At 72.2% G+C, this 23009-nt stretch carries 18 protein-coding genes; 9 read left to right on the top strand and 9 right to left on the bottom strand.

Features of this window, described 5'->3' with window-relative positions; all coding sequences use genetic code 11:
- Window position 1: 1 nt before the first annotated feature.
- Window positions 2-613, bottom strand: a complete 612-nt coding sequence (locus ACZ6W9_RS18705; protein WP_389970612.1) for a hypothetical protein — start codon at window positions 611-613, stop codon at window positions 2-4.
- A gap of 669 nt (window positions 614-1282) precedes the next feature.
- Window positions 1283-2044 (bottom strand): PP2C family protein-serine/threonine phosphatase, encoded by a 762-nt coding sequence (locus tag ACZ6W9_RS18700; protein ID WP_389970615.1) that lies wholly within the window; start codon window positions 2042-2044, stop codon window positions 1283-1285.
- A 209-nt stretch (window positions 2045-2253) separates the two neighbouring features.
- Between ACZ6W9_RS18700 and ACZ6W9_RS18695 the strand changes: the two genes are divergently transcribed.
- Both ACZ6W9_RS18695 and ACZ6W9_RS18690 read left to right on the top strand, forming a co-directional pair.
- On the top strand, window positions 2254-3870 hold the full coding sequence (locus ACZ6W9_RS18695) for a peptide chain release factor 3 (protein WP_389970624.1): 1617 nt from the start codon (window positions 2254-2256) through the stop codon (window positions 3868-3870).
- 184 nt (window positions 3871-4054) lie between these two features.
- Window positions 4055-5035, top strand: a complete 981-nt coding sequence (locus ACZ6W9_RS18690) for a Gfo/Idh/MocA family protein (RefSeq protein WP_389970618.1) — start codon at window positions 4055-4057, stop codon at window positions 5033-5035.
- A gap of 585 nt (window positions 5036-5620) precedes the next feature.
- Here the strand turns inward: ACZ6W9_RS18690 and ACZ6W9_RS18685 are convergent.
- Both ACZ6W9_RS18685 and ACZ6W9_RS18680 read right to left on the bottom strand, forming a co-directional pair.
- A complete protein-coding gene (locus tag ACZ6W9_RS18685) occupies window positions 5621-6139 on the bottom strand; it encodes a GNAT family N-acetyltransferase (protein WP_389970982.1) in 519 nt (172 codons plus the stop codon).
- 11 nt (window positions 6140-6150) lie between these two features.
- On the bottom strand, window positions 6151-6693 hold the full coding sequence (locus ACZ6W9_RS18680; protein WP_470118771.1) for a MarR family winged helix-turn-helix transcriptional regulator: 543 nt from the start codon (window positions 6691-6693) through the stop codon (window positions 6151-6153).
- Between the two features lie 65 nt (window positions 6694-6758).
- Here ACZ6W9_RS18680 and ACZ6W9_RS18675 point away from each other — a divergent pair, with 65 nt between their 5' ends.
- Window positions 6759-7478, top strand: a complete 720-nt coding sequence (locus ACZ6W9_RS18675) for an SDR family NAD(P)-dependent oxidoreductase (protein WP_389970988.1) — start codon at window positions 6759-6761, stop codon at window positions 7476-7478.
- A gap of 281 nt (window positions 7479-7759) precedes the next feature.
- Here the strand turns inward: ACZ6W9_RS18675 and ACZ6W9_RS18670 are convergent, their stop codons facing one another.
- A complete protein-coding gene (locus tag ACZ6W9_RS18670) occupies window positions 7760-8602 on the bottom strand; it encodes an NAD(P)H-binding protein (RefSeq protein WP_389970991.1) in 843 nt (280 codons plus the stop codon).
- Here ACZ6W9_RS18670 and ACZ6W9_RS18665 point away from each other — a divergent pair.
- Window positions 8601-9539 carry a helix-turn-helix domain-containing protein gene (locus ACZ6W9_RS18665; RefSeq protein WP_470118769.1) on the top strand — a complete coding sequence of 313 codons (939 nt, stop codon included), beginning with the start codon at window positions 8601-8603 and terminating at the stop codon, window positions 9537-9539. The genes ACZ6W9_RS18670 and ACZ6W9_RS18665 overlap by 2 nt on opposite strands.
- Here ACZ6W9_RS18665 and ACZ6W9_RS18660 read toward each other — a convergent pair.
- Entirely contained in the window at window positions 9489-10220 is a 732-nt protein-coding gene (locus ACZ6W9_RS18660) for an alpha/beta fold hydrolase (protein WP_470118767.1), read from the bottom strand. The two genes, ACZ6W9_RS18665 and ACZ6W9_RS18660, sit on opposite strands and share 51 nt — an antisense overlap.
- A gap of 246 nt (window positions 10221-10466) precedes the next feature.
- Between ACZ6W9_RS18660 and ACZ6W9_RS18655 the strand changes: the two genes are divergently transcribed.
- Window positions 10467-11294, top strand: coding sequence for a helix-turn-helix domain-containing protein (locus ACZ6W9_RS18655; RefSeq protein ID WP_470118765.1), 828 nt, complete (start codon window positions 10467-10469; stop codon window positions 11292-11294).
- Here ACZ6W9_RS18655 and ACZ6W9_RS18650 read toward each other — a convergent pair.
- From ACZ6W9_RS18650 to mscL, 3 genes are all read right to left on the bottom strand, one after another.
- On the bottom strand, window positions 11281-12501 hold the full coding sequence (locus ACZ6W9_RS18650) for a beta-ketoacyl-[acyl-carrier-protein] synthase family protein (RefSeq protein WP_389971003.1): 1221 nt from the start codon (window positions 12499-12501) through the stop codon (window positions 11281-11283). The genes ACZ6W9_RS18655 and ACZ6W9_RS18650 overlap by 14 nt on opposite strands.
- A gap of 742 nt (window positions 12502-13243) precedes the next feature.
- Window positions 13244-13852 carry a hypothetical protein gene (locus ACZ6W9_RS18645; protein WP_389964500.1) on the bottom strand — a complete coding sequence of 203 codons (609 nt, stop codon included), beginning with the start codon at window positions 13850-13852 and terminating at the stop codon, window positions 13244-13246.
- A 34-nt stretch (window positions 13853-13886) separates the two neighbouring features.
- Window positions 13887-14315 carry a large conductance mechanosensitive channel protein MscL gene (gene mscL, locus ACZ6W9_RS18640; RefSeq protein WP_389964504.1) on the bottom strand — a complete coding sequence of 143 codons (429 nt, stop codon included), beginning with the start codon at window positions 14313-14315 and terminating at the stop codon, window positions 13887-13889.
- A 172-nt stretch (window positions 14316-14487) separates the two neighbouring features.
- On the opposite strand from mscL, the gene ACZ6W9_RS18635 reads away from it, so the two are divergent.
- From ACZ6W9_RS18635 to treY, 4 genes are all read left to right on the top strand, one after another.
- Complete coding sequence (locus tag ACZ6W9_RS18635) at window positions 14488-17892, top strand: BTAD domain-containing putative transcriptional regulator (RefSeq protein WP_470118762.1); 3405 nt, start codon at window positions 14488-14490, stop codon at window positions 17890-17892.
- Window positions 17893-18080: 188 nt separating this feature from the next.
- A complete protein-coding gene (locus ACZ6W9_RS18630; protein ID WP_389964510.1) occupies window positions 18081-18464 on the top strand; it encodes a VOC family protein in 384 nt (127 codons plus the stop codon).
- A 108-nt stretch (window positions 18465-18572) separates the two neighbouring features.
- On the top strand, window positions 18573-20678 hold the full coding sequence (glgX, locus tag ACZ6W9_RS18625; RefSeq protein WP_389964513.1) for a glycogen debranching protein GlgX: 2106 nt from the start codon (window positions 18573-18575) through the stop codon (window positions 20676-20678).
- A complete protein-coding gene (gene treY / locus ACZ6W9_RS18620; protein WP_389964516.1) occupies window positions 20671-22920 on the top strand; it encodes a malto-oligosyltrehalose synthase in 2250 nt (749 codons plus the stop codon). Before glgX ends, treY begins: the two co-directional genes overlap by 8 nt.
- The last annotated feature ends 89 nt before the right edge of the window (window positions 22921-23009 follow it).

The following is a 23009-nucleotide window of genomic DNA, read 5'->3' as shown; positions in this document are numbered from 1 at the left end:
GCTAAAGGGGACGATGGGGGTCGAGTTCCGCGTCGTACGGCATCACCCAGAAGAATTCCCCCACCGCGTCGTAGGCGAATATCAGGGCGATGCTGCCGGCGCCGAAAACGTCGTCACCGGTCTGGCGGACTTGCACGAGAGCGGAGGAGCCGTCGGCGGCGGTGACCTCGGCCTGGCCGAAGCTCCCGCTCACCCGCCCGGTGCGGATGACGCAGGTGCGCCCCACGAAGTCGGCGCGGGAGGGGACGGGCCGGAGGCGGGTGGCGCGGCGCAGCGGCAGCACCACCAGGCGCGTGCCCGCCCAGGCGCAGACGAGTGCCGCCGCCAGGACGCCCGGTGGCCCGAGGACGTCGGCGAACAGCACGCCGCCCGCCAGGCAGGCGAACCACGCGATGGCGACCAGCAGCGACACGACCACGGCGACCGGCGCCCCGCCGAGCCCGATGCGGCCCAGCGCTCCGGAGAGGCCCACGGCATCGGCCCCGCCGTCCGCTTCACCGTCGAAACCGAAACCGCTCAGCAGGACGAACAGCCAGTAACCGGCGACCACGACGAGGGCGAACGTGAAAAGAACCGCCGGAAAGGCCAGTGCGGCGTCGACGAAACGACTCATGAGCGCGAAGAATCCCCCCGCCGGTGTCTCCCGGTGGCGCTCCCCGAAGCGCCCGTGCCCTGCACCCGTATAAAGAACGAGTAAAGAGAATGGTTCCCGGAGGGCGGAATGTTCTCCTCGGATGCCTCAGAGGGCCCGGAGGTCCGGGAGGCGTGGAGGTCCCGGAGGCGTCAGGTGCCCCGACGGCGTGGAGGTCCCTGAGGCGTCAAAGGACCCGGAGGCGTCGGAGGCCGACGGAGTCAGAGGCCCCGGCGGCGTCAAAGGACCCGGAGGCCCCGGAGGAGCCGGGGAGCGGCCGGTGGGCCCCGGCTCCGCGGCGGGAGCGCCCCCCTGCTCCTCGCGGGAGACGGGGCGCGGTCGAGAGGGTCAGGCGGGGCGCGTGATCATGTAGGCAAGGCCGACCAGGATCACGACGGGGATCAGCCAGACGACGGCCTCGATGGCGAATTCCTTGTACACGGGCGCGCGTCCTTCCGGGGGTGGCGAGCGACGAGAAGCACGGGAGACCGACGATAGCGTCTGCGCCGCGCGACGGCCAGGACGCGCGGGCCCGCCGTACGGCGCGTCATCCTCCTCGGAGGCGGGGCCGCACCGGGCGCACGGGGCCGTACGGCGGGCTCCCGCCGAAGAGGTGGTTCTCGCGGGAGAAGGGCCGGGACGGCGCCCGGGTCAGGAGGGGACGACCGCGCCGACCGTCACGGGCGTGCCGGAGCCGGGTCCCTCGACCACGTCGGCGACCACGCAGGTGATGTTGTCCGGCCCCCCGGCCTCGCAGGCCAGCTCGATCAGCCGACGGGTCACCTCGTCCAGGTCGTCGACCTCGGCGAGCACCTGACGCAGCCGCTCGGCCTCCACCACCCCGGAGAGGCCGTCGGAGCACAGCAGGTAGCGGTCGCCGACCTCGGCGTCGCGCAGGGACAGGTCGGGGTCGGGGTTGTCGCCGCCGTCGAGGACCTGCAGCAGGATCGACCGGTGCGGGTGCCTGGCGGCCTCCTCCGCGGTGATCCGGCCGTCGTCCATCAGCGTCTGCACCAGGGTGTGGTCGTAGGTGATCTGGTACAGGTCGCCGTCACGGAGCAGATAGGCGCGGGAGTCGCCGATGTGGGCGAGCGCCACCCGCGGGCCGTCCCAGAGCATCAGCGTCAGCGTGGTGCCCATGCCGGTGAGGCTCGGGTCCTCCTCCACCAGCTCCCGCAGCCGCTGGTTCGCCTGGTGGACCCCGGCCTCGGCCGCGGCCACGAGGTCGTCCGGCTGCTCCTGGTCGAGAGCCGCGACCGCGGTGATGGCCGCCGCGCTGGCGACCTCCCCGCCCACGTGGCCGCCCATTCCGTCGGCGACGGCGAGCAGCCGGGCGCCGGCGTACGCCGCATCCTCGTTACCCTGGCGGACCCGGCCGACGTCGGAGCCCGCCGCATAGCGAAGCGTGATCATCTGCACATCACTGAAAGATCGAGTTGCACGAGCGGGTCGCTTTCCGGGCAGTCGGGATGGGCATGGGGCGAACCATGGTGTTCCACAATCCACCGAACACCATGGTGACGCAAGCGGCCGGAGGAAGTGTTGCCACATCTGTTGACGGCCGCATTGCACGTAAGCTGTCCCAGTGCCCTTCCGAAGCGTTTCCGAACGGGACGGCCCCCATCTCACCCCCGGCACGGCGAGGAGAACAGCAATTGACCGCGATCATTGAGGAGGCGGCACGGCGTCGCACGTTCGCGGTGATCAGCCATCCCGACGCCGGAAAGTCCACCATGACCGAGGCGCTGGCGCTGCACGCGTCGGCGATCACCGAGGCCGGCGCGGTGCACGGCAAGGCCGGCCGCCGCGGCGTCACCTCCGACTGGATGGACATGGAGAAGGCCCGGGGCATCTCCATCACCTCGGCCGCCCTCCGGTTCGAGTACCGGGGCCACATGTTCAACCTCGTGGACACCCCCGGCCACGCCGACTTCTCCGAGGACACCTACCGGGTGCTGGCCGCCGTCGACTGCGCGGTCATGCTGCTCGACGCCGCCAAGGGCATGGAGCCGCAGACGCTGAAGCTGTTCGAGGTCTGCCGCCACCGCCGCATCCCGGTCATCACGTTCGTCAACAAGTGGGACCGCCCCGGCCGCGAGGCGCTGGAGCTGCTGGACGAGATCGAGGAGAGGACCGGCCTGCGGCCCACCCCGATCACCTGGCCGATCGGCACCGGCGGGTTCTTCCACGGGGTGATCGACCGCGTCACCGACCGGGCGGTCCGCTACACCCGCACCCCCGGCGGCGCCACCAAGGCCATCGAGACCGACCTGCTTCCCGAGCAGGCCGAGGCCGAGCTGGGCGAGGACTGGATCCGGGCCAGGGACGAGGCCGAGCTGCTGGGCGCGATCGGCGCCGACCACGACCAGAAGGCGTTCGAGGGGCACGAGTCCACCCCGGTGCTGTTCGGCGCCGCCCTGAACAACTTCGGCGTCGGCCGCCTGCTCGACGCGATGGTGGACATCGCCCCCGCCCCGGCGCCGCGCCCCGACGTCAAGGACGTCCCGCGTCCGCTGGAGGAGCCGTTCTCCGGGCTGGTCTTCAAGGTGCAGGCCAACATGGACCCCTCGCACCGCGACCGGATCGCGTTCGTCCGCGTCTGCTCGGGCCGTTTCGAGCGCGGCATGGTGCTGACCCACGCCGCGACCGGACGGCCGTTCGCCACCAAGTACGCACACGCGGTCTTCGGCCAGGAACGCGCCACCATCGACGAGGCGTATCCCGGCGACGTCGTCGGCCTGGTGAACGCCACCGCCCTCCGTCCCGGCGACACCCTCTACGACGGCCCGTCGGTCGAGTTCCCGAAGATCCCGAGCTTCGCGCCCGAGCACTTCTGGACCGCCCGCTGCCGTGACGCGGGCCGGGCCAAGCAGTTCCGCAAGGGCATCGAGCAGATGGAGGCCGAGGGCGTCGTCCAGGTGCTGCGCTCCGAGATCCGCGGCGACCAGTCGCCGGTGCTGGCGGCGGTCGGCCCGATGCAGTTCGACGTGGTGAAGCATCGGCTGGCCGGGGAGTTCAACACCGAGATCGCCCTGGACCGGCTCGACTTCAGCCTCGCCCGGATCACCGACGCCGAGTCGGCGCCGATCCTCGCCCGGCAGCGGGGCGTGGAGGTCTTCACGCGCTCCATCGACGGGGAGCTGCTGGCGCTGTTCACCGACGAGTGGCGGATGCGCGGCGTGCTGCGCGACCACCCGGGCCTGGTGCTCAGGGCGCTGCTCGCCGACACCCGGGGCTGAGTTTTCGCGGCGGGCCCGCCGTACGGGGGAGTCCTCTCCGTACGGCGGGCTTTTCCGTGCGCGTGTCCCTGTGTTCCCGTACGGCGTGTCCTCGTGGGGGAACGGGTTTTCCCGTGGGACGGGTCGTCTCGTACGGTGGGCGGGGCGTGGTGCGGAGTGTCCGTACATGGTGGGATATGTCCTCATGAGCACCGTCAGATGGGGCATTCTCGCGACCGGCGGGATCGCGGCCACGTTCACCGAAGACCTGAAGCTGCTGCCGGACGCCGAGGTGGCGGCGGTCGGATCGCGGACCGTGGAGTCCGCCCGCGCGTTCGCCGACCGGCACGGCATCCCCCGCGCCCACGGAAGCTGGGCCGAACTCGCCGCCGACCCCGACGTGGACATCGTCTACGTCGCCAACACCCAGAACGCCCACTACGACGCCGTGCTGACCTGCCTGAACGCGGGCAAGGCCGTACTGTGCGAGAAGGCGTTCACGCTCAACCGCGCCCAGGCCGCCAAGCTGGTGGACCTCGCCCGCGAACGCGGGCTGTTCCTCATGGAGGCCATGTGGACGCGCTGCATCCCGGGCGTCCGGAAGATCATGGAACTGGTCGAGGGCGGTGCGATCGGCCCGGTCTCCTCCGTCCACGCCGACTTCGGGATCTTCGCGCCCGTCGGCCCCGAGCACCGGCTCCGCGACCCGGCGCAGGGCGGGGGAGCCCTCCTCGACCTCGGCGTCTACCCGATCTCCTTCGCCCACCTCCTGCTCGGCGACCCCGCCGAGGTTCGGGCCTGGGCCCGGCTGACCCCCGAGGGCGTTGACGAGAACACCGGCATGATCCTCGGCTACGACGGCGGCGCGGTGGCGGTGCTCTCCTGCGGCCTCACCGCCAACACCCCGGTCACCGCGACGATCTCCGGCCCGCTCGGCCGGATCGAGGTGCCCGGACCGTTCTTCCGGCCCGCCACCTTCGTCCTGCACCGCTCGGAAGCCGAGCCGGAGACCTTCCACGTCCCCTACGAGGGGTCGGGCATGCTGCACGAGGCCGCCGAGGCCATGCGCTGCCTGCGCGAGGGACTGCTGGAGAGCCCGCTGGTGCCCTGGCAGGCGACGCTGGACGTGATGGGCGTCATGGACGAGGTCCGTTCCCAGGTGGGGGTGCGCTTCCCGGGCGAATGACCGGCCTGTGTCGTTCGCTTGGGCGGGTCCTTCGCTCGGGCTGAGGCTTTTCCCGTCGTGGGGTGTTTTCCCGGGCTTGGGCTCGTCAGTGGTTGTCGGGCTGGGCGGGTGCGCGCGCTGCGGTGGGTGGGTGTTCCGGCCGGCGTTGTGGCTGGTGTCTGGTGTTTCCCGGCCTTCGGCCTGGTCTCGGGCGCGGTGGTTTCTGGCGTTTTGAAGCCGGCCGGAACACCCACCCACCTCCGCGCCATGCCTGACCGGTCCGTACGGATGACCCGCCGTAGCTTCTTGCTTCCGGACGGCCCACGGTCCTCGCCGATGCTGAAGCCACCCTGCTTCCCCGTTCAGGGCGGGCCGCCGTGGCCTTGCGGCCACACTGACAGGGGAGAGCGCAGGGCCGGGCGCCGTAGTTCCTCTCTGACGGACCGCCCACAGTCCTCGCCGTCCCCGCCCCCTCGGGTCGTTCGTGGGGTCCGCCGTGACGGGTCATCTTTCGGGACGCTCACGGTGTCGCCGTGGAGCGCGAAGCGGACGGTGCGGTTCCCCGGAAGGGCACAGAAAAGGGGAGAGAGGGGGCGGGGATCGGGTTCAGAGCGTCTTGCGCATGACTGTGCAGGGGCGGCCGTGCTGGAGGTCCGGGCGGTGGTCGAGGACCTCGTACCCCAGGGCGCTCCAGAAGGCGAGGCCCTTGGCGTTGGCGTCGAGTACGGCGAGGCGGACCGCCGTCCGGCCCGCCGCCCGGAACCGTTCCTCCACGGCGCCCGCCAGCGCCCGGCCGTACCCGGAGCGGTGCATCCGGCCGTCGATCAGCAGCAGGCCGATCCACGGGTCCGGGTCGGCCGGGTCCGGGTGGTGCGCCAGGGTGATCGCGACGCCCGCGAGCGGCCCTCCGGCCTCCGTACGGCAGAGCAGCACCTCGGTGTCCGGGTTCGCCAGCTCCCCGGAGAGCGAGGCGGAGATCTGCTCCGGCCGGATGTCGTCCGGGTCTGGGAAGTCGCCGCTGACGGCGAAGAACTCCCGGTTGGCGGTGTGGAGGGCGGTCAGCTCGGCGAGCAGCGGCTCCGGAAGCAGGCCGTCCCGTGGGACGGCGAGCGGATCGATGATCATGAGCAGGCAGCCTACCGATCGTCGGCCAGGCGCCGCCCGACGTCGGCCGTCAGCTTCTCCAGCAGCCCGGCGAGCAGGGCGCGTTCGGAGTCGGACAGGCCGCTGACGAGCATGGCCTCCCGGCCGAGCACCGCGTCGACGGACCGTTCGATGAGGGCGTGCCCCTCATCCGTCAGGGTCACCGTGACGGAACGGCGTCCGGCCGTTCCCGGCGCGCGCCGTACGAGCCCTTCGCGTTCGGCGCGGGCGACCCGCTGGGAGATCGCACCGGCGGTCACGAGTGTCCGGCGCGTGAGCTCGCGCGTGCTGAGGGCGTAGGGCGGTCCGGAACGGCGGATGACGGACAGCAGGTCGAGGGTCGCCGCGTCGATCCCCGCGGCTCGCAGGACCCTCACCCGGTCGTCCGAGAACAGTTTCGCCAGGCGCCAGATGGGGGTGACGATCTCGATCGAACCGGTCGGGGTGCCCGGACGCTCCCGCTGCCAGGCGGCCGCGATCTCCGAAGGCGAATGGGCGGGGTCCGGCCCACCGGCCATGGACGTCATGTCCGTCATGGTGCGAACCTCCTCGATCATCGGCTACGTTTAGATCTAAACGTAGCAGCGATGAGGAGGCACCCTTGACTCGCACCGTGCTCGTCACCGGAGGCACCAGCGGCATCGGCCGGGCCGTCGCCGAGAGGTTCGCCGCCGACGGGGCCGACGTCTTCGTCACCGGCCGCCGCGCCGATCTCGTGGAGAAGACCGCCCTGGATCTCGGGGTACACGGCGTCGTCTGTGACGCGACCCTGCCCGAGCAGGTCGCGGCGCTGGCGGACCGGATCGGCGGAACGCTCGACGTCCTCGTCAACGCGTCCGGCGGTCTGTCCGACGCGGCACCGGACGATGCTCCGCCCCTGGAGGCCCTGCTGGCCCAGTGGCGGGCCGACCTGGCCCAGAATCTCCTCGGCGCGGTGCTGACCACGGCTTCCGTCCGGGAGAAGCTGGGCTCCGGTGGCTCCGTCATCAGCATCGGGTCGATCGGGGCCGAACGCCGGGGCGGCTCCTACGGAACGGCCAAGGCCGCACTCGCCGCCTGGAACGTCTCCCTGTCCGCCGAACTCGGCCCCCACGGCATCACCAGCAACGTCATCTCCGCCGGGTACATCGAGGGCACCGACTTCTTCCGCGGCGGGATGACCGAGGAACGCCGCGCCGCGCTCATCGGGGAGACGCACGACAAACGGCCCGGCACCCCGTACGACATCGCCGAGACGGCGTACTTCCTCGCCTCTCCCGGAGCGCGGCACATCACCGGCCAGACCATCCACGTCAACGGCGGCGCCTTCACCACCCGATGACCTGCCGGCCACCGTCCTCATGGCCTCTCTCGTTCCCTGCGGACCGCCTCCCCGGGGCGGGCGGTCCGGGGACGAGTGACTGTGACGACCAGAGAACCTGTGGGTCTCCGGCCCGCGGCGAGGGCGGATCGAGCCGTCGGCGCGGGGGAAACAGACGGCGGTGCCCGTCGGGTGGTGACGGCCGCCTCCCGTGGAGGCGAGGAGATCGCGAAGGCGGGACGACCGCCGGGAGCGAGATCGGCGGGGCGTCCACTCCGGGGTGAAGGCGCCGGGGCTCGGGGTCAGCTCGTGGTGAAGGCGTCCAGGTGGTCCAGGGCCCAGGTGCCGAAGTCCGTGGGCGGGCGTCCGAGGGCGCGTTCGACTCCGTCGGTCAGGACGGCGTTGCCGCCGTCCCGGATGATCCTGATGCCCCTGAGCCTGCTCTCCGCCATCTCGACGTCCATCCCGGAGGCGAGCATCCGCTCGCGCACCACGTCGAGCGGAACGTCGACGGTCCTGATCGTGCGTCCCAGCGCCGTCTCCAGCCGAGCCACCTGGTCGTGGAAGCTCAGCAGTTCCGGGCCGGTCAGCGTGTAGGTCCGTCCTTCGTGCTTCGCCGATACGAGAGCTTCGGCCGCGATCTCGGCGATGTCACGCGGATCGATGACCCCCTGCGCCGCGGTCCCCGTCATGTTCGGCACGGGTTCGTCGGCGCGTATCGCTCCGGCCCATCGCAGCGTGTTGCTGGCGAAGGCGGACGGCCGCAGCAACGTCCAGCCCATGTCGCCGGCGCGCACCGCCTCCTCTCCCGGCCGATGCCAGTGGTCGTCCGTGGCATCGGCCCCGATCGACGAGAGCTTCACCACCCTGCGCACCCGGGCCGATCGGGCCGCGGCCAGTACCGCCAGGTCGTGCCGTCCGGTGGACGGCCCGCCCGGGGCCACCAGGAAGACGCCGCCGACCCCGGCCATCGCTCCGTCCAGGGACGCCGGATCGTCGAAGTCGCCCGCCACGACCTCGACGCCGGGCGGGGTCCAGGCACGGGAAGGATCGCGTGTCAACGCGCGGACCACCTCGCCGCGGGCCGCGAGCAGCCGGAGGACCTCACTGCCGATGGTGCCGGTGGCACCGGTGATCAGGATCATGGTCCAGACCCTGCCGTGCGCCGCCCCGGATCGGATAGGAGATTTCGGCACCGAGCACATGGGGCCGTCCGCGCCGGCGACGGATAGCGTGAAGCGCGTGAATGCGACGTGGGGTCACGAGATACCCGTTCCAGACGCTCTGCGGCCCTGGGTCTCCGACGTCCGAGGCGTGACCGCCGTTGCCGGCCGAGGAGTCCTGACCCATGTGCCGGAGACTTCCACCGCACTCGTGTTCCGCGTGCTGGACGACCGGCGCAGCGACCTGATGGTTGTGGGGCCTCGTACCCGTGCCCGGTACCACCCGGGTAAGCACGTGCCTTTCGGCGTCCGGATCCGCATCCGGCCGAGCAGGGCTTCGCTGCTGCTGGGTGTGCCGGTCAGCGAACTCGTCGACCGAGCCGTCCCGCTGCGGGATCTCTGGGGAGCACCCGGTGATCGCCTGGTCCATGAGCTGGCCGGACTCGGCTCCGATCACATGTCGGTTCTCAAGCGGATCGAGGCGGAGTTCCTGGCCCGCATCTCCCGCACGACACCGGGCGACCTGTCGCGAAGCGATCTCGTCCACGCCGCGGTCGCCGGACTGTCCACAAGCGCCGGTGCGCGACCCGAGCCGGTGCCCGCCGTCGCCCGGCGGCTCGGCGTCAGCGAGCGCCACCTGCGTGATCTCTTCAACAGAGCGGTGGGCGTGTCACCGAAACGCTTTGTGCGCATCGATCGCCTGGGAGTCGTACTCGCTCGTGCCCATACCGGTTCGTGGGCCCGGCTCGCCGCGGAAGCGGGATACTACGACCAGTCGCACCTGACGGGAGAGTTCCGCAGGGCGATGGGCGTTCCTCCCGCCTCGTTCGTCACCGGACGCCTGCCCGTCCCCGCTCCGTGTGAGACCTCACGCCCCTCGGCCCTTCCCGGGGGACACCGTACGGTCCCCGCCCCTTGAGCGGCCGACGGCGTCATCGTCGAGCAGCAGTGCGGCGACCGCCTCCGGGGCCTCGCGCATCGCGTTGTGGGCGGTCGGGAGGTCGTGGACCCGCCACCCGGGATCGGCCTGAAGCCTGGTGCGGAGTCCGGCGAACGGCGTCCGGTCCTGCCAGCCCGAGCAGTAGACGAACTCCCGGCGGGGGACCTGGGCGAACGCGCCGGTGAGCCGGATCGTCTGCAGGAGCGAGGCGAGGGGATGGGGACGGCGGCGGGGATCACCGCCGTCCGGCGGCCGGACGGCGTAACCGTGGGCCGCGGCTCCGGCGACGAACGCCTGCCGGTATGCCTCACTCGTCGACGACCAGCACGACTCGCCATCACGCGGCACGTAGGCGTCGAGATGCACCAGTCGTGAGATCCGGCCGCCGGCGCGGTCGGCGGCGGCGGCGATCACCATCCCGCCGTAGCTGTGGCCGACCAGCGTCGCGCCGGTGATGTGGGCGCGATCGAGGAGCCGCAACACGTCCCCGGCGTGCGTGTCGAGGTTGGCGGTCGCGACCGCCGCCTCGTCGTCGCCCGGCCGCAGACCGGTCAGGGTCAGGGCGTGGACGACATGACCGGCACGCTCCAGCGGCGGGACCACCGCATCGAACGTCCAGGAGCCGTGCCAGGCGCCGGGCACGAGAATGAACGTCGCCATGTGTTCTCTCCTCCCAAGCCGCGGCATCGAGGCACGCCGCCCCGATGCCGTGTGGTCCGGCCGGGTGCTTCACGCGACCGGACCACTTCGCATGGAGGAAATGTCATCAGATCAGGATGTGGCCGCCCACCGATAGAATGCCAACCGATGCCTGTTCGCCGCCAAAATCGCTCCAGTGCCGAGGTGACGTCACACGTGTGGCCGTCCGGCGGGCGCCATCTCTGGCCGTCCGGTGGGACGAGCGCGGTGCAGACGCACACGCGGGGACACCTGGTGTACGCGGCCGGCGGCGTCCTGGCGGTTCACACCGAGCACGGCACGTCGATCGTTCCCGCCGACAGGGTCTCCTGGACCCCCGCCGGGTTCACGCACCACCACCGCGCCCACGGCGACACCGACATGCGGATCGTCTTCCTACCGCCGTCCCTCGCCCGGCTCATGCCGGACCGTCCCGCCGTGTTCCTGGCCTCCGGCCTCGCCCGAGAGGTACTGCTCGCCCTGACCGGCCCTCATCAGTACGGCGATGCCACGCCTGGTCCCCGTGACCACGGTGATGCCGCGCCCGCGTACAGCCGCTCCGCGCGATCACGCCTCCTTCGCGTCCTCGTCGACGAGCTACGCGAAGCGCACGAACAGCCACTGCACCTGCCGGAGCCGCGGGACGACCGGCTGCGGGGGATCGCCCGGCTGCTGTACGAGAACCCGGGGGACAACTCCTCGCTGGCCGAACTCGGGAAGACGGTCGGAGCCGGCACCCGCACCCTCAGCCGGCTGTTCCGCGACGAACTCGGCATGACCTTCTACGAATGGCGCACGCAGCTGCGCGTCTACCACGCGCTCGTGCTGCTCGCCGAGGGCCACGACACCACCCGGACCGCCTACGCCTGCGGATGGGCGAACCCCAGCGGCTTCATCGCGGCGTTCACCGGCATCATCGGAACGACCCCGGGCCGCTACCGGAACGGCCGCCGGACCGCCCTCCGGCATCCCGGCCCCCGGCGGCGGCCAAGCCGCAGGGGTGATCCGTACCCGAGACCGCCGGGGGCGCCCGACCCGGAGCTCAGAGGGCGGTGAGGATCAGGGAGGCGTTGTGGCCGCCGAAACCGAAGGCGTTGGCCAGCGCCGCCGACACCCGGCCCCGGCGGGGACCGCCCGTGACCACGTCGAGCTTGACCTCGGGGTCGAGGGTGGCCAGGTTCCGGACGGCCGGGACGACCCCGTCGCGGATGGAGAGGATCGCGGAGATCGCCCCCATCGCCCCGGCGGCCCCGCACATGTGACCGGTCATCGACTTGGTCGCGGTGACCGCCGCGTGCGTCCCGATCGCCTCGGCGACGGAGCGGGCCTCGGTCACGTCTCCGGGCGGGGTGGAGGTGGCGTGGGCGTGCACGTGGTCGATGTCGAGCGGGCTCAGACCGGCGGACGACAGGGCCGCCCGGATGGCGCGCATCTGCCCCTCCGGGTCACCGGCGGTGATGTGGAAGGCGTCGGACGTGATCCCCGCGCCGGCCAGCGCCGCGTACGCGCGGGCCCCGCGGGCGGCGGCGGACTCGGCGCGCTCCAGCACCACGAGGGCGGCCCCCTCGCCGAGGACGAAGCCGTCCCGCGACGCGTCGAAGGGGCGCGACGCCTCCTCGGGCGCGTCGTTGCGGGTGGAGAGCGCCTTGGCCTGGGCGAAGCCGGCGATGGTGAGCGGGTGGACGCACGCCTCGGCGCCGCCCGCGATGACGACGTCGGCGCGGCCCAGCCGGATGAGGTCCAGGCCCATCGCGATCGCCTCGGCCCCCGAGGCGCAGGCGCTCACCGGGGTGTGGGCGCCCGCCCGGGCGCCGAACTCCATGCTGACCACCGCGGCGGGCCCGTTGGGCATCAGCATCGGGACGGTGTACGGCGAGACCCGCCGCGCCCCCGTGGTCCTGCGGACCTCGTCCTGGGTGAGGGTGCTCAGCACCCCGCCGACCCCGGTGCCCACGACCACGGCCAGGCGCTCGGGGTCCGTCTCCGGGGCTCCCGCGTCGGCCCACGCCTCGCGTGCGGCGACCAGGGCGATCTGCTGGCAGCGGTCCAGCCGCCTGGCCTGGACCCGATCCAGCACCTCGGCGGGCTCCACCCGCAGCCGCCCGGCGATCCGCACCGGCAGGCCGTCCGCCCACTCCTCCTCGATGAGCCCGATGCCCGACCGCCCCGCCAGCAGGGCGGACCAGGTGGAGGTCACGTCACCCCCCACCGGCGTCGTCGCGCCCAGCCCCGTGACCACCACGTCGACCCTGCCGTCCGCCATCAATGCCCCCTTCACCGTGGAGACGCGGAGCACCCCTCGGAGCCGCGCGTCCCGAACCGGATTCCACGCTGCCAGAAGGACGACCCGACGGTCGGGTGGGAGGACCTACGAAGATGACGGACCGAATTTTGTCGGAAACGTTCATGATCGGCCCCAGGCCCCATCCCACCCCTTCGACCCCGCTCCGTGACTCCCGAGATTCTTCCCCCGCCCCTTCTCCCCGGCGGACGGTCCCAGCAGACCTGCGGACGACGGCCGGGGAACGGGTACGGCGGGGAGCATGGGCGGTCCGTAAGTGAGGGGCTACGGCGCCCGGCCCTGCGCTCTCCCCTGTCAGTGTGGCCGCAAGGCCACGGCGGCCCGCTCTGAGCGGGGAGCAACGGATCGCTTCAGCATCGGCGGGGACCGTGGGCCGCCGGAAAGGGAGACGCTACGGCGGGTCATCCGTACGGACCGGTCAGGCATGGCGCGGAGGTGGGTGGGTGTTCCGGCCGGCTTCAAAACGCCAGAAACCACCGCGCCCGGGGCCAGGCCGAAGGCCGGTCGGAACCAGACACCAGCCACAACGCCGGCCGGAACACCCACCCACCGCAGCGCGCGCACCCGCCCAGCCCGACAACCACTGACGAGCCCAAGCCCGGGGAAACACCCCACGACGCGAAAAGCCCCAGCCCGGCCCCGCGGGAAACATCCCGCGATGCGAAAGACCCGAGCCTGAAGCGCGGGACCCGCACAAGAAGCGTCAGACCCGTTCCCAGTCGTGGCGTTCCAGGAAGCCGCGCTCGCCCGTGGCGTACTCGGCGAAGGCGGCGCGGACCGCCTCCAGGTCGGACACGTGGGTGCGGAACATCAGGTTGCGTCCGCTGTCCTTGTACTCCAGTTCGTATCCGGTGATCTCCGGAGAGACCTGGATGAAGTGCGAGCCGAAGACGACCAGCGCGGTGAACGGGTTCTGCGGCGACAGGGTGCCCAGCACGTCGTGGACCAGCCCGAGGTCCGGATCGACGACGATCATCCCGTCGCCCGTGTGCATCTGCATGCCCGCGTAGACGCCCAGGGGCGAGAGGTTGTGCACGAGCCCGCGCTGCGGGTCGTAGCAGACCAGACCGTACTCGCGGGCCAGGGCGAAGACCTCGCCGGACATCTCGTCGGCCCGTTCCGGTTCCACGGTGACCAGGGCGAACCCCGGGGAGACCTGCTCGGCTCCGGCGAGCCGCGCGGCGAACGCGGTCACCTGGGGGCGCGGCTCGGCGGCGCCGGGCTCTCCGCTGCGGAGCGCGTGGTGGACGCGCTCCGCGCGTTCCCTGCTGATCGGTTCGGGTTCGTACCAGACGGCCAGTTCGAAGCTCACCGTCCCATGGTCCTACAGGTCTCCGGGCCGGGCGTCAGACCTGCGGCTTGTCGGCCGCGCGGACCGGCGACAGCTCCACGGTGCAGAACGCGCAGCGGCTCGCCTCGACCGGGATGTCGCTGCGGCACTCCGGGCACTTCTTCTCGGTCGCCTCCTTGTCCCGGTCGAAGAAGGCGATCAGCCGGGTCATCGGCATGACGACCAGCCAGTAAATCACCGAGGCGATGATCAGGAAGGTCAGGAGGTGGTTGATGAAGTCGCCGTACATGAACTTCGCGCCGTTGACGGTGAAGTAGTACTGCGAGAAGTCCGGATTCCGGCCGCCGGTGACCGCCGCGAGCAGCGGCGTGATCAGATCCTTGACCAGCGCCTGCACCAGCCCGCTGAAGGTGGCCCCGACGACGACCGCGACGGCCAGTTCGACGAGGTTTCCTCGCATGAGGAACTTCTTGAATCCGCCCATTCCTGCGCCCTTCACTCGTGAGACCGCTCGAAACTACCCGGCCGTCACGCGGCAAACGTCAGAAAACCCTTGCCGCATCCGGCCATCTCGCCTCGACAAATCCCCTGGAAGACCCGCGAATCCAGATGAAACCGTCCACTACTATCGGCCCGAACCGTGAAGAGGGGACCCGATGGAGTTTCGCGTGCTGGGGCCGGTCGGCGTGACGGCCGACGACGGGACGCCGCTGGACATCGGACCCCATCAGCAGCGCGCCGTACTGGCTCTCTGCGTGCTCGCCGCGCCCCGCCCGGTCGCCCCGCCCCGGCTGATCGACGCGCTCTGGGAGGGAGGCCCGCCGCCCGGGGCGGTCAACACCCTCCAGGCGTACGTCTCCAAGCTCCGCCGCGCCTTCGAGCCGGGCAGGCCGCGCAGCGTGCCGCCCCGGGTCCTGGTCAGCAGGGCCGGAGGTTACGCCCTGGACGTCCCGGCGGCCCGGATCGACCTGGGCAGGGCGCGCGAGCGGGCCGCCGAGGGACGGCGCGCGCTGGGCGACGGTGACCACGAGGACGCGGCGCGGAGGCTCCGCTCGGCGCTGGGGGAGTGGAACGGGGAGCCGCTGGCGGACTTCGGGGCCGACGGCTGGGCGGCGGATGAGATCACCCGGCTGGCCGAGTTCCGGCTGGCGCTGGAGGAGGACGCGGCCGAGGCCGAACTCGCCCTCGGCCGGGGCGCGGTGCTGAGCGGCGGCCTCATCCGGCTGGTGGCCGCGCACCCGTTCCGGGAACGGCTGCGCGTCCTCGGCGCACACGCGCTCTACCAGGCCGGGCGGCAGGCGGACGCGCTGGCCGTGCTCGCCGAGGGCCGCCGGTTGCTGGCGGAGGGGGTGGGGCTGGACCCCGACCCCCGGTCCCGGGAGATGGAACGGCGCATCCTCACCCAGGATCCCTCACTCACCCCCCGGATCCCGGCGGTGACCTCTCCGGTCCTGGCGGCGGCCCTCACGGAGCCGCGGACCCGGCTGGTCGGCCGGGACACCGAGATCGGGGTGCTGGAGGAGGCGGTCTCCGGGGACGGGCACCGGGTGGTGCTGCTGGCGGGGGAGCCGGGGATCGGCAAGACCAGCCTCGCCGAGCGGGTCGCCGAAACGGCGAGGGCGCGGGGACGCCGGGTGGCGTGGGGCCGCTGCTGGGACGGGGCCGGCGCACCGCCGTTCTGGCCGTGGACGCAGGCCGTACGGGATCTGGCGGACGCGGACGTGAACACGGACGTGAGCGCGGACGTGAACACGAACGCCGACCCGGAAACGGACGGGGACGCGGACATGATCGGGACCGGGCGTCCCAGGACCTCGCCCGCCGAGGCCGGGCACCCCCCGCCGTCGCCCGGCGGCTCCGGCGACCCCCGGCCCGCCGGAGCCGGTCAGTTCCAGCGGTACGAGGCGTTCGCCCGGCTGCTCGACGGTCACGGCAGGATCCTGGTCGTCCTCGACGACCTGCAATGGGCGGACGCGTCCTCGCTGCGGCTGCTGGAGTTCCTGGCCTCCACCCGGCTCTGCCCGCGGCTGACCGTGGTGGCGACCTACCGCGACACCGAAGTGGGCACCGAAGCGAATACCGAAGCGGACACCGGCGTACGGCCCGGCGGCCCGCTCGCGCAGACGCTCGGCGCGCTGACGCGGCTGCCGAACGTGCGGCGGCTGGCGCTGCGGGGGCTGGGGGAGGCCGACGTCCGCGCCTACCTCGCCGGCGCCGGGGCCGATCCGGACCGGGCCGCCGAGATGGGCAGACTGACCGCGGGCAACCCGTTCTTCCTGGGCGAGGTGCTGCGCCTCGGGCGGGCGCCGCGTGAGCTGTCCGACGTGGTCCGCGGCCGGCTGGCCGGTCTGCCGCCGGACACCGAGGCGGTGCTGACCGTCGCGGCGCTGGTCGGCCGGGAGGCGGAGACGGACGTCCTGACGGCGGTGTCGGAGGTGCCCGAGGAGCGGGTGCTGGACGTCCTCGACGCCGCCGTGCGGGCCCGGCTGCTGACCGAGGGCGACGGGCCGGCCTGCCGGTTCGTCCACGACATCGTCCGCGACACGCTGCGCGACGGACTGCCGCCGCTGCGGCGCCGCCGCCTGCACGGCCGGATCGCCGAGGTGCTGGAGCGGCGGAGCCCGACCCGCCTGACGGAGATCGCGCACCACTACCGGGAGGGCGTCGTCAGCGACCGTACGGCGGGCAAGGCCGTCGGCTACACCCGCCGGGCCGCGGCCCAGGCGATGGCGCAGTTCGCCCCGGAGGACGCGGCGGAGCTGCTGGAACTGGCGCTCGCCACGGCCGGGACCCGGCCGGAACAGGATGACGCCCTGCGCTGTGACCTGCTGCTCGACCTGGCCGAGGCGCGGGCGGCGGCCGGGATGAGCATCGAGGCCCACGCCTCCCTGGAGGCCGCCGCCGGGATCGCCGAGCGGCTCGACGACGACAGCCGCCTGGCCAGGGCGGTGCTGGGCTTCTCCGACCCGATCCACCTGGCGATGTACGAGGAGATGACCGGCATCGACCGGCTCGCCGAGCGGATCGACCGGGTCCTCGGCTCGGGACTGGCGGGGGACTCGCCGTGGCGGGCCCGGCTCCTGGCGGCCGCCGCGACGACCGGTTTCGCGACCCGGCCGGTCGCGCGCAGCGCGGAGCTGGCGTGGGAGGCGGTACGGCTGGCCCGCCGTACCGGTGACGACCGCGCCCTGGCCAACGCGCTGGTCGCCCTCGTGATCGTGCTCCGGCACGGCCGCGACCACGACGCCCGGCGGGCGGCGGCGGAGGAGATCGTGGAGATCGGGCGTCGCACCGGTGACCTGGCCGTGGAGTGGCTGGGCCGGGAGTCCGTCCATGTCGAGCACGTCGCCCGGGACGGCGTCGCCGGGGCCGCGGAGCCGCTGGCCTGGCTCGGGGAGACCGCCCGGCGGCTCCGGTTGCCCTCGATGGTCTCGCTGGCCGCCTGGCAGACCGCGATCCACGCCCACCTCGACGGCCGGCCCGACGACGCCGTGGCCGCCGCGGAGGAGTCGGCGGCGGCCCACCCGCAGGGGGCGCTGGGCCGCGACGACACCCGCCTGCGCGGCGGCGTCTTCCGCTTCCTGGCACTGAGGGGGCGGGGTGAGCCGGCGGCGGCGCTGGCGGTGGCCGACGAGATGCTCGCCCTGCGTCCCGGCGAGTGGCCCTGGCTGCTGCTGCGCTGCCTGGCGCTGGCCGACCTCGGCCGGACCGGCGAGGCACGCGAGGTCTTCGCCGGCCTGGCGCGGGACGGGTTCGCCGTGCTCGGCCCCGGCCTGGCCTACCGGTTCGCGGCGGACGCCGCCGCCGAGCTCTGCCTGGCGCTCGGCGAGGCGGACGCCGGGCGGGACCTGTACGGCACGCTCGCCCCGGACGCCGGCCGGCTGGTGGGCTGGTCGGTCGCGGACCTGTGCCTGGCGCGGCTCGCGCTGCTCGCTGGCGACCGGGGGCGGGCCGGGGCGCACCTGCGGGCGGCCGGGGAGTTCATCGCCGCGGCGGGCCTGCGCGGGTACGAACCGGCGCTGCGCGCCCTGCGCGACCGGCTCGCCGTACCCGAGTCCTGAGCCCTGCCCGGAACCGGAACCGGGACCGGAACCGGGACTCCGGGTGTGACCGGCTCGCCGTACCCGGGCGCGACACACCGGGCCGGAACGCGCCCGTACGGAAAACCACGTCTTAGCCTGCCCACAGGGGGAACACGTAGGGACGGTCCGCACATCGTCTTCACCGATCCGACCCTGGAGGGACGCGTATGACCGTCAACCGCGTGGTGACCAACATCCTGTCCGACCGGCTGCCGGAGACCAGGGACTTCTTCGCCCGGCTGCTGGACCTGAAGGTCAACTTCGACGAGGACTGGTACGTGCAGCTCTCGCCGCCCGACGACCCCCGCCTGGAGGTGGGGATCTGGCGGCGGGACCACGAGCTGGTCCCGGAGGCCCATCGGGGCTCCCCGGCGGGCACGATCCTGACGTTCGTGGTCGACGACGTCGACGCGGTCCACGAGCGGGCCCTCGGAATGGGCTGCCGGATCGTCTCCCCGCCGAGCGACCGGTTCTACGGCCAGCGAGGCTTCATGGTGCTCGACCCGAACGGCCTGGTCGTGGACGTCTCCACGCCGGTCCGGAACGCGTAGGGGCTCCGGCCGCCGCGTGCGGCGCACTTCACAGCGAGAAGAGTGGGAAATGCGTGCATGACCTGGGAAAGACAGGGCATGTCTTCCCACCGCTGAAGGGGCGGTGTGATGATTGAAATCTGGCCGGGGGATCCGTATCCCCTGGGGGCCACATATGACGGCGCGGGAACGAACTTCGCGCTCTTCACCGAGGTCGCCGAGCGCGTCGAGCTGTGCCTGTTCGACGACCACGGCGAGGAGACCCGGGTCGCCCTCACCGAGGTGGAGGGGCATGTCTGGCACGGATACCTTCCCGGCGTCTCTCCCGGACAGCGGTACGGCTACCGCGTCCACGGGCCCTACGACCCGGCGAGCGGGCAGCGGTGCAACCCCGCCAAGCTCCTGCTCGACCCGTACGCCAAGGCGATCGACGGGGACGTGAAGTGGGACGAGGCGGTCTACGGCTACCGCTTCGGCGAGCCCGACAGCCGCAACGACGCGGACTCGGCGCCGTTCATGCCGAAGTCGGTCGTCGTCAACCCCTTCTTCGGGTGGGGCCACGACCGGCCGCCGGCGACGCCGTACCACGACACGGTGATCTACGAGGCGCACGTCAAGGGCCTGACGATCAACCACCCGAAGATCCCGGAGCGGATCCGGGGCACGTACGCGGCCCTCGGCCACCCGGAGATCATCGACCACCTCACCGGGCTGGGCGTGACGGCGCTGGAGCTCATGCCGGTGCACCAGTTCGTCACCGACCACGTCCTGATGGACCGGGGCCTGACGAACTACTGGGGCTACAACACCATCGGGTTCTTCGCCCCGCACAACGCCTACTCCAGCACCGGCCAGCCCGGCGGCCAGGTGATGGAGTTCAAGGCCATGGTCAAGGCGCTGCACGAGGCGAACATCGAGGTGATCCTCGACGTGGTCTACAACCACACCGCCGAGGGCAACCACCTGGGTCCGACGCTGAGCATGCGCGGCATCGACAACGCCGCCTACTACCGGCTCGTCGAGGACGACAAGCGCTACTACATGGACACCACGGGCACCGGCAACAGCCTGTTCATGCGGTCCCCGCACGCCCTGCAGATGATCATGGACTCGCTGCGCTACTGGGTCACCGAGATGCACGTGGACGGCTTCCGGTTCGACCTGGCCGCGACCCTGGCGCGTGAGCTGCACGAGGTGGACCGGCTGAGCGCCTTCTTCGACCTGGTGCAGCAGGACCCGGTGCTGTCGCGCGTCAAGCTGATCGCCGAGCCGTGGGACGTCGGTCCGGGCGGCTACCAGGTCGGCAACTTCCCGGCCCGGTGGACCGAGTGGAACGGCCGCTACCGCGACACGATCCGCGACCTGTGGCGGGGCGAGCCGGCCGCGCTGCCGGAGTTCGCCTCCCGGCTGACCGGCTCCAGCGACCTCTACCAGGACGACAGCCGCCGCCCGGCCGCCTCGATCAACTTCGTGACCTGCCACGACGGGTTCACCCTCCAGGACCTGGTCTCCTACAACGGCAAGCACAACGAGGCCAACGGCGAGCACAACCGCGACGGCACCGACGACAACCGGTCCTGGAACTGCGGTGAGGAGGGGCCGGCCTCGCTGGACGTCGAGTCGCTGCGCGAGCAGCAGAAGCGCAACTTCCTGACCACGCTGTTCCTGTCCCAGGGCGTGCCGATGATCTCTCACGGCGACGAGCTGGGGCGCACGCAGCGGGGCAACAACAACGTCTACTGCCAGGACAACGAGCTGAGCTGGGTCGACTGGTCGGACGTCCGGGAGAACTGGCTGCTGCTGGAGTTCACCCAGAAGCTGGCCAAGCTCCGCGCCGGCCACCCGGTGTTCCGCCGCCGCCGCTTCTTCTACGGCAGGCCGGTGCGCGGCTCGGGCGACAGCCTCAGCGACATCGAGTGGTTCACCCCGCTGGGTGAGAAGATGACCGACGCCGACTGGAACGTGGGATACGCCAGGTCGCTGGCGGTCTTTCTGAACGGCGACGCCATCACCGAGCCCGACCGGCGGGGGCGGCGGACGAGGGACGACTCGTTCCTGCTGATGTTCAACGCCCACCACGATGTCATCGGGTTCACCATTCCCAAGGACTACGGGGAGATGTGGATGACGGAGATCGACACGGCCATGCCGATCACGGTCGACACCCGGATGTGCCGGGCCGGGGAAGAGGTGCCGGTGGCCGGCCGGTCGGTGAGGGTGCTGCGCCGTGTCTGATCCCTCCGTCTCCTCCGTCTCGTCCGTGAGGGAGCCCGCCGCGCCCGGGACCGCCGTGACCGGGCCCGCGGTACCCCGCTCCACCTACCGGTTCCAGCTCACCCCCGACTTCGGCTTCGCCGACGTGGCGGCCCTGGCCCCCTACCTGCGGGACCTGGGGGTCGACCACGTCTACCTGTCGCCGGTCCTGCAGGCCGACCCGCCGTCGCGGCACGGTTACGACGTGACCGACCACTCCAGGATCCGCGAGGAGTTCGGCGGGATCGACGGGCTGCGGGAGATGGCGGCGACGCTGGCCGGGCACGACATCGGCGTCGTCGTGGACATCGTGCCCAACCACATGACGGTCCCGGTCCCGGAGTCGGGCAACCCGGCGCTGTGGTCGGTGCTGAAGGAGGGACGGGCATCGCCGTACGGGCGGTGGTTCGACATCGACTGGAGCGACGGCAGGGTCGCGATGCCGGTGCTCGGCGACGACGTCGAGCCGTCCCCCGACGGTGACGTGCTGCGTTACCACGACCACGTCTTCCCGCTGCCCGACACCCACTACCGGCTGGTCGACTGGCGCGAGGGCCCCGGCTACCGGCGGTTCTTCGACGTCTCCTCGCTGATCGGGCTGCGGGTCGAGGACCCGGAGGTGTTCGAGGCCACGCACGAGGTGATCCTCGGCCTGGTGCGGGAGGGCCTCGTCCAGGGGCTGCGGGTGGACCACCCCGACGGGCTGGCCGACCCGCGCGGCTATCTCGCGCGGCTGCGCCGCGAGGCGGGGGTGTGGACGGTCGCCGAGAAGATCCTGGTGGGCGAGGAGAGGCTGCCCGCCGACTGGGACTGCGACGGCACCACCGGCTACGACGTGCTCAACCGGATCACCGGGCTGTTCGTCGACCCGGCCGGCGCCGAACCGCTGACCGGGCTGTTCACCGCCCGCACCGGTGTGCCGCGCGACTACGCCGAGGTGGTCCGGCGGTCCAAGCGGCACGTCATCGACCTGTTCTTCCGTGCCGAGGTGGACCGCCTGAACGCGCTGCTCGGCGCGGACCGCGAGACGCTGGTGGAGCTGCTGGTCGCGATGCCGGTCTACCGGGCCTACGTGGTGCCCGGTGAGCCCGTCCCGGCGGTCTCCGCGACGATCGTCGAGGAGGCCGGGAAGGTCGCCGCGGCCAGGCTGCCCGAGGGCGCGCCGGTGGAGGAGGTCGTCGAGAAGGTCCTCAACGGCCCGCCGGAGGCCGTCGTGCGCTTCCAGCAGCTCTGCGGGCCGGTGATGGCCAAGGGCGTGGAGGACACCGCGCTGTACCGGTGGTATCCGCTGTCCTGCCTGAACGAGGTGGGCGGGGAGCCCGACCGGTTCGGCGGGACCGTCGCCGCCTTCCACGACTTCTGCCGGGAGCTCCGGCCCGGCACGATGACGACGCTGTCCACGCATGACACCAAGCGCTCCGAGGACGTCCGCGCCCGGCTGGCCGTGCTGTCGGAGATCCCCGGCGAGTGGGAGGCGGCGGTCGCGGAGTGGTCGGACCGGGTCTCCTTCGACCCGTCGCTCGACCACCTGGCCTGGCAGAACCTCATGGCGGCCTGGCCGATCAGCGAGGAGAGGTTCTTCGAGTACCTGTTCAAGGCGGCCAGGGAGGCCAAGACCGCGATCTCCTGGGCCACGCCCGACCCCTCCTACGAGGAGGGCCTGCGCGACTTCGTCCACCGGGCCATCGAGGAGTGCGGCGAGTCCGTCGGGCGGTTCGCGGCCCGGATCGAGCCCCACGCCCGGTCCAACTCCCTCGGTCAGAAGCTCGTCCAGCTCATGCTGCCCGGCGTGCCCGACGTCTACTGGGGCAACGAGATCACCGACTTCTCCCTGGTGGACCCGGACAACCGCCGTCCGGTCGACTTCGCGCTGCGCCGCCGGATGCTGGCCGGGGAGACGGAGGGGGCCTCGGACTGGGACGCCGGCAAGCTCGACGTCACCCGCGAGGCGCTGAACCTGCGGCGGCGGCTGGACCCCGCGCTGCCGTACGTCCCGATGGAGGCGGGGGAGCACGCCGTGGCCTTCGCCCGTGGTGACCGCGCCGTGGCCGTCGCCACCCGGCTCCCGGTCGGCCTGGAGCGGCGCGGCGGCTGGGGGGACGAGATGATCGAGCTGCCGCCCGGCTCGTGGCGCGATCTGCTGTCCGGCGTACGGCACACCGGGCGGATCTCGCTGGGCCACCTGCTCGCGACCCGGCCGGTGGCGCTGCTGGAAAGGGAGTGAACCCCGGGCGCCCGGATCCCGGGCGCCCGCGGTTTCGGGGTGGGAGTGAACGGAGTGCCCGAGGCGCGGGCGCCCGCGGTCACCGGAGG

The organism is Streptosporangium sp. NPDC053982 (assembly GCF_055585205.1).
The sequence above is the reverse complement of the archived record's forward strand: the minus strand, read 5'-3'. Positions and strand labels throughout refer to the sequence as shown.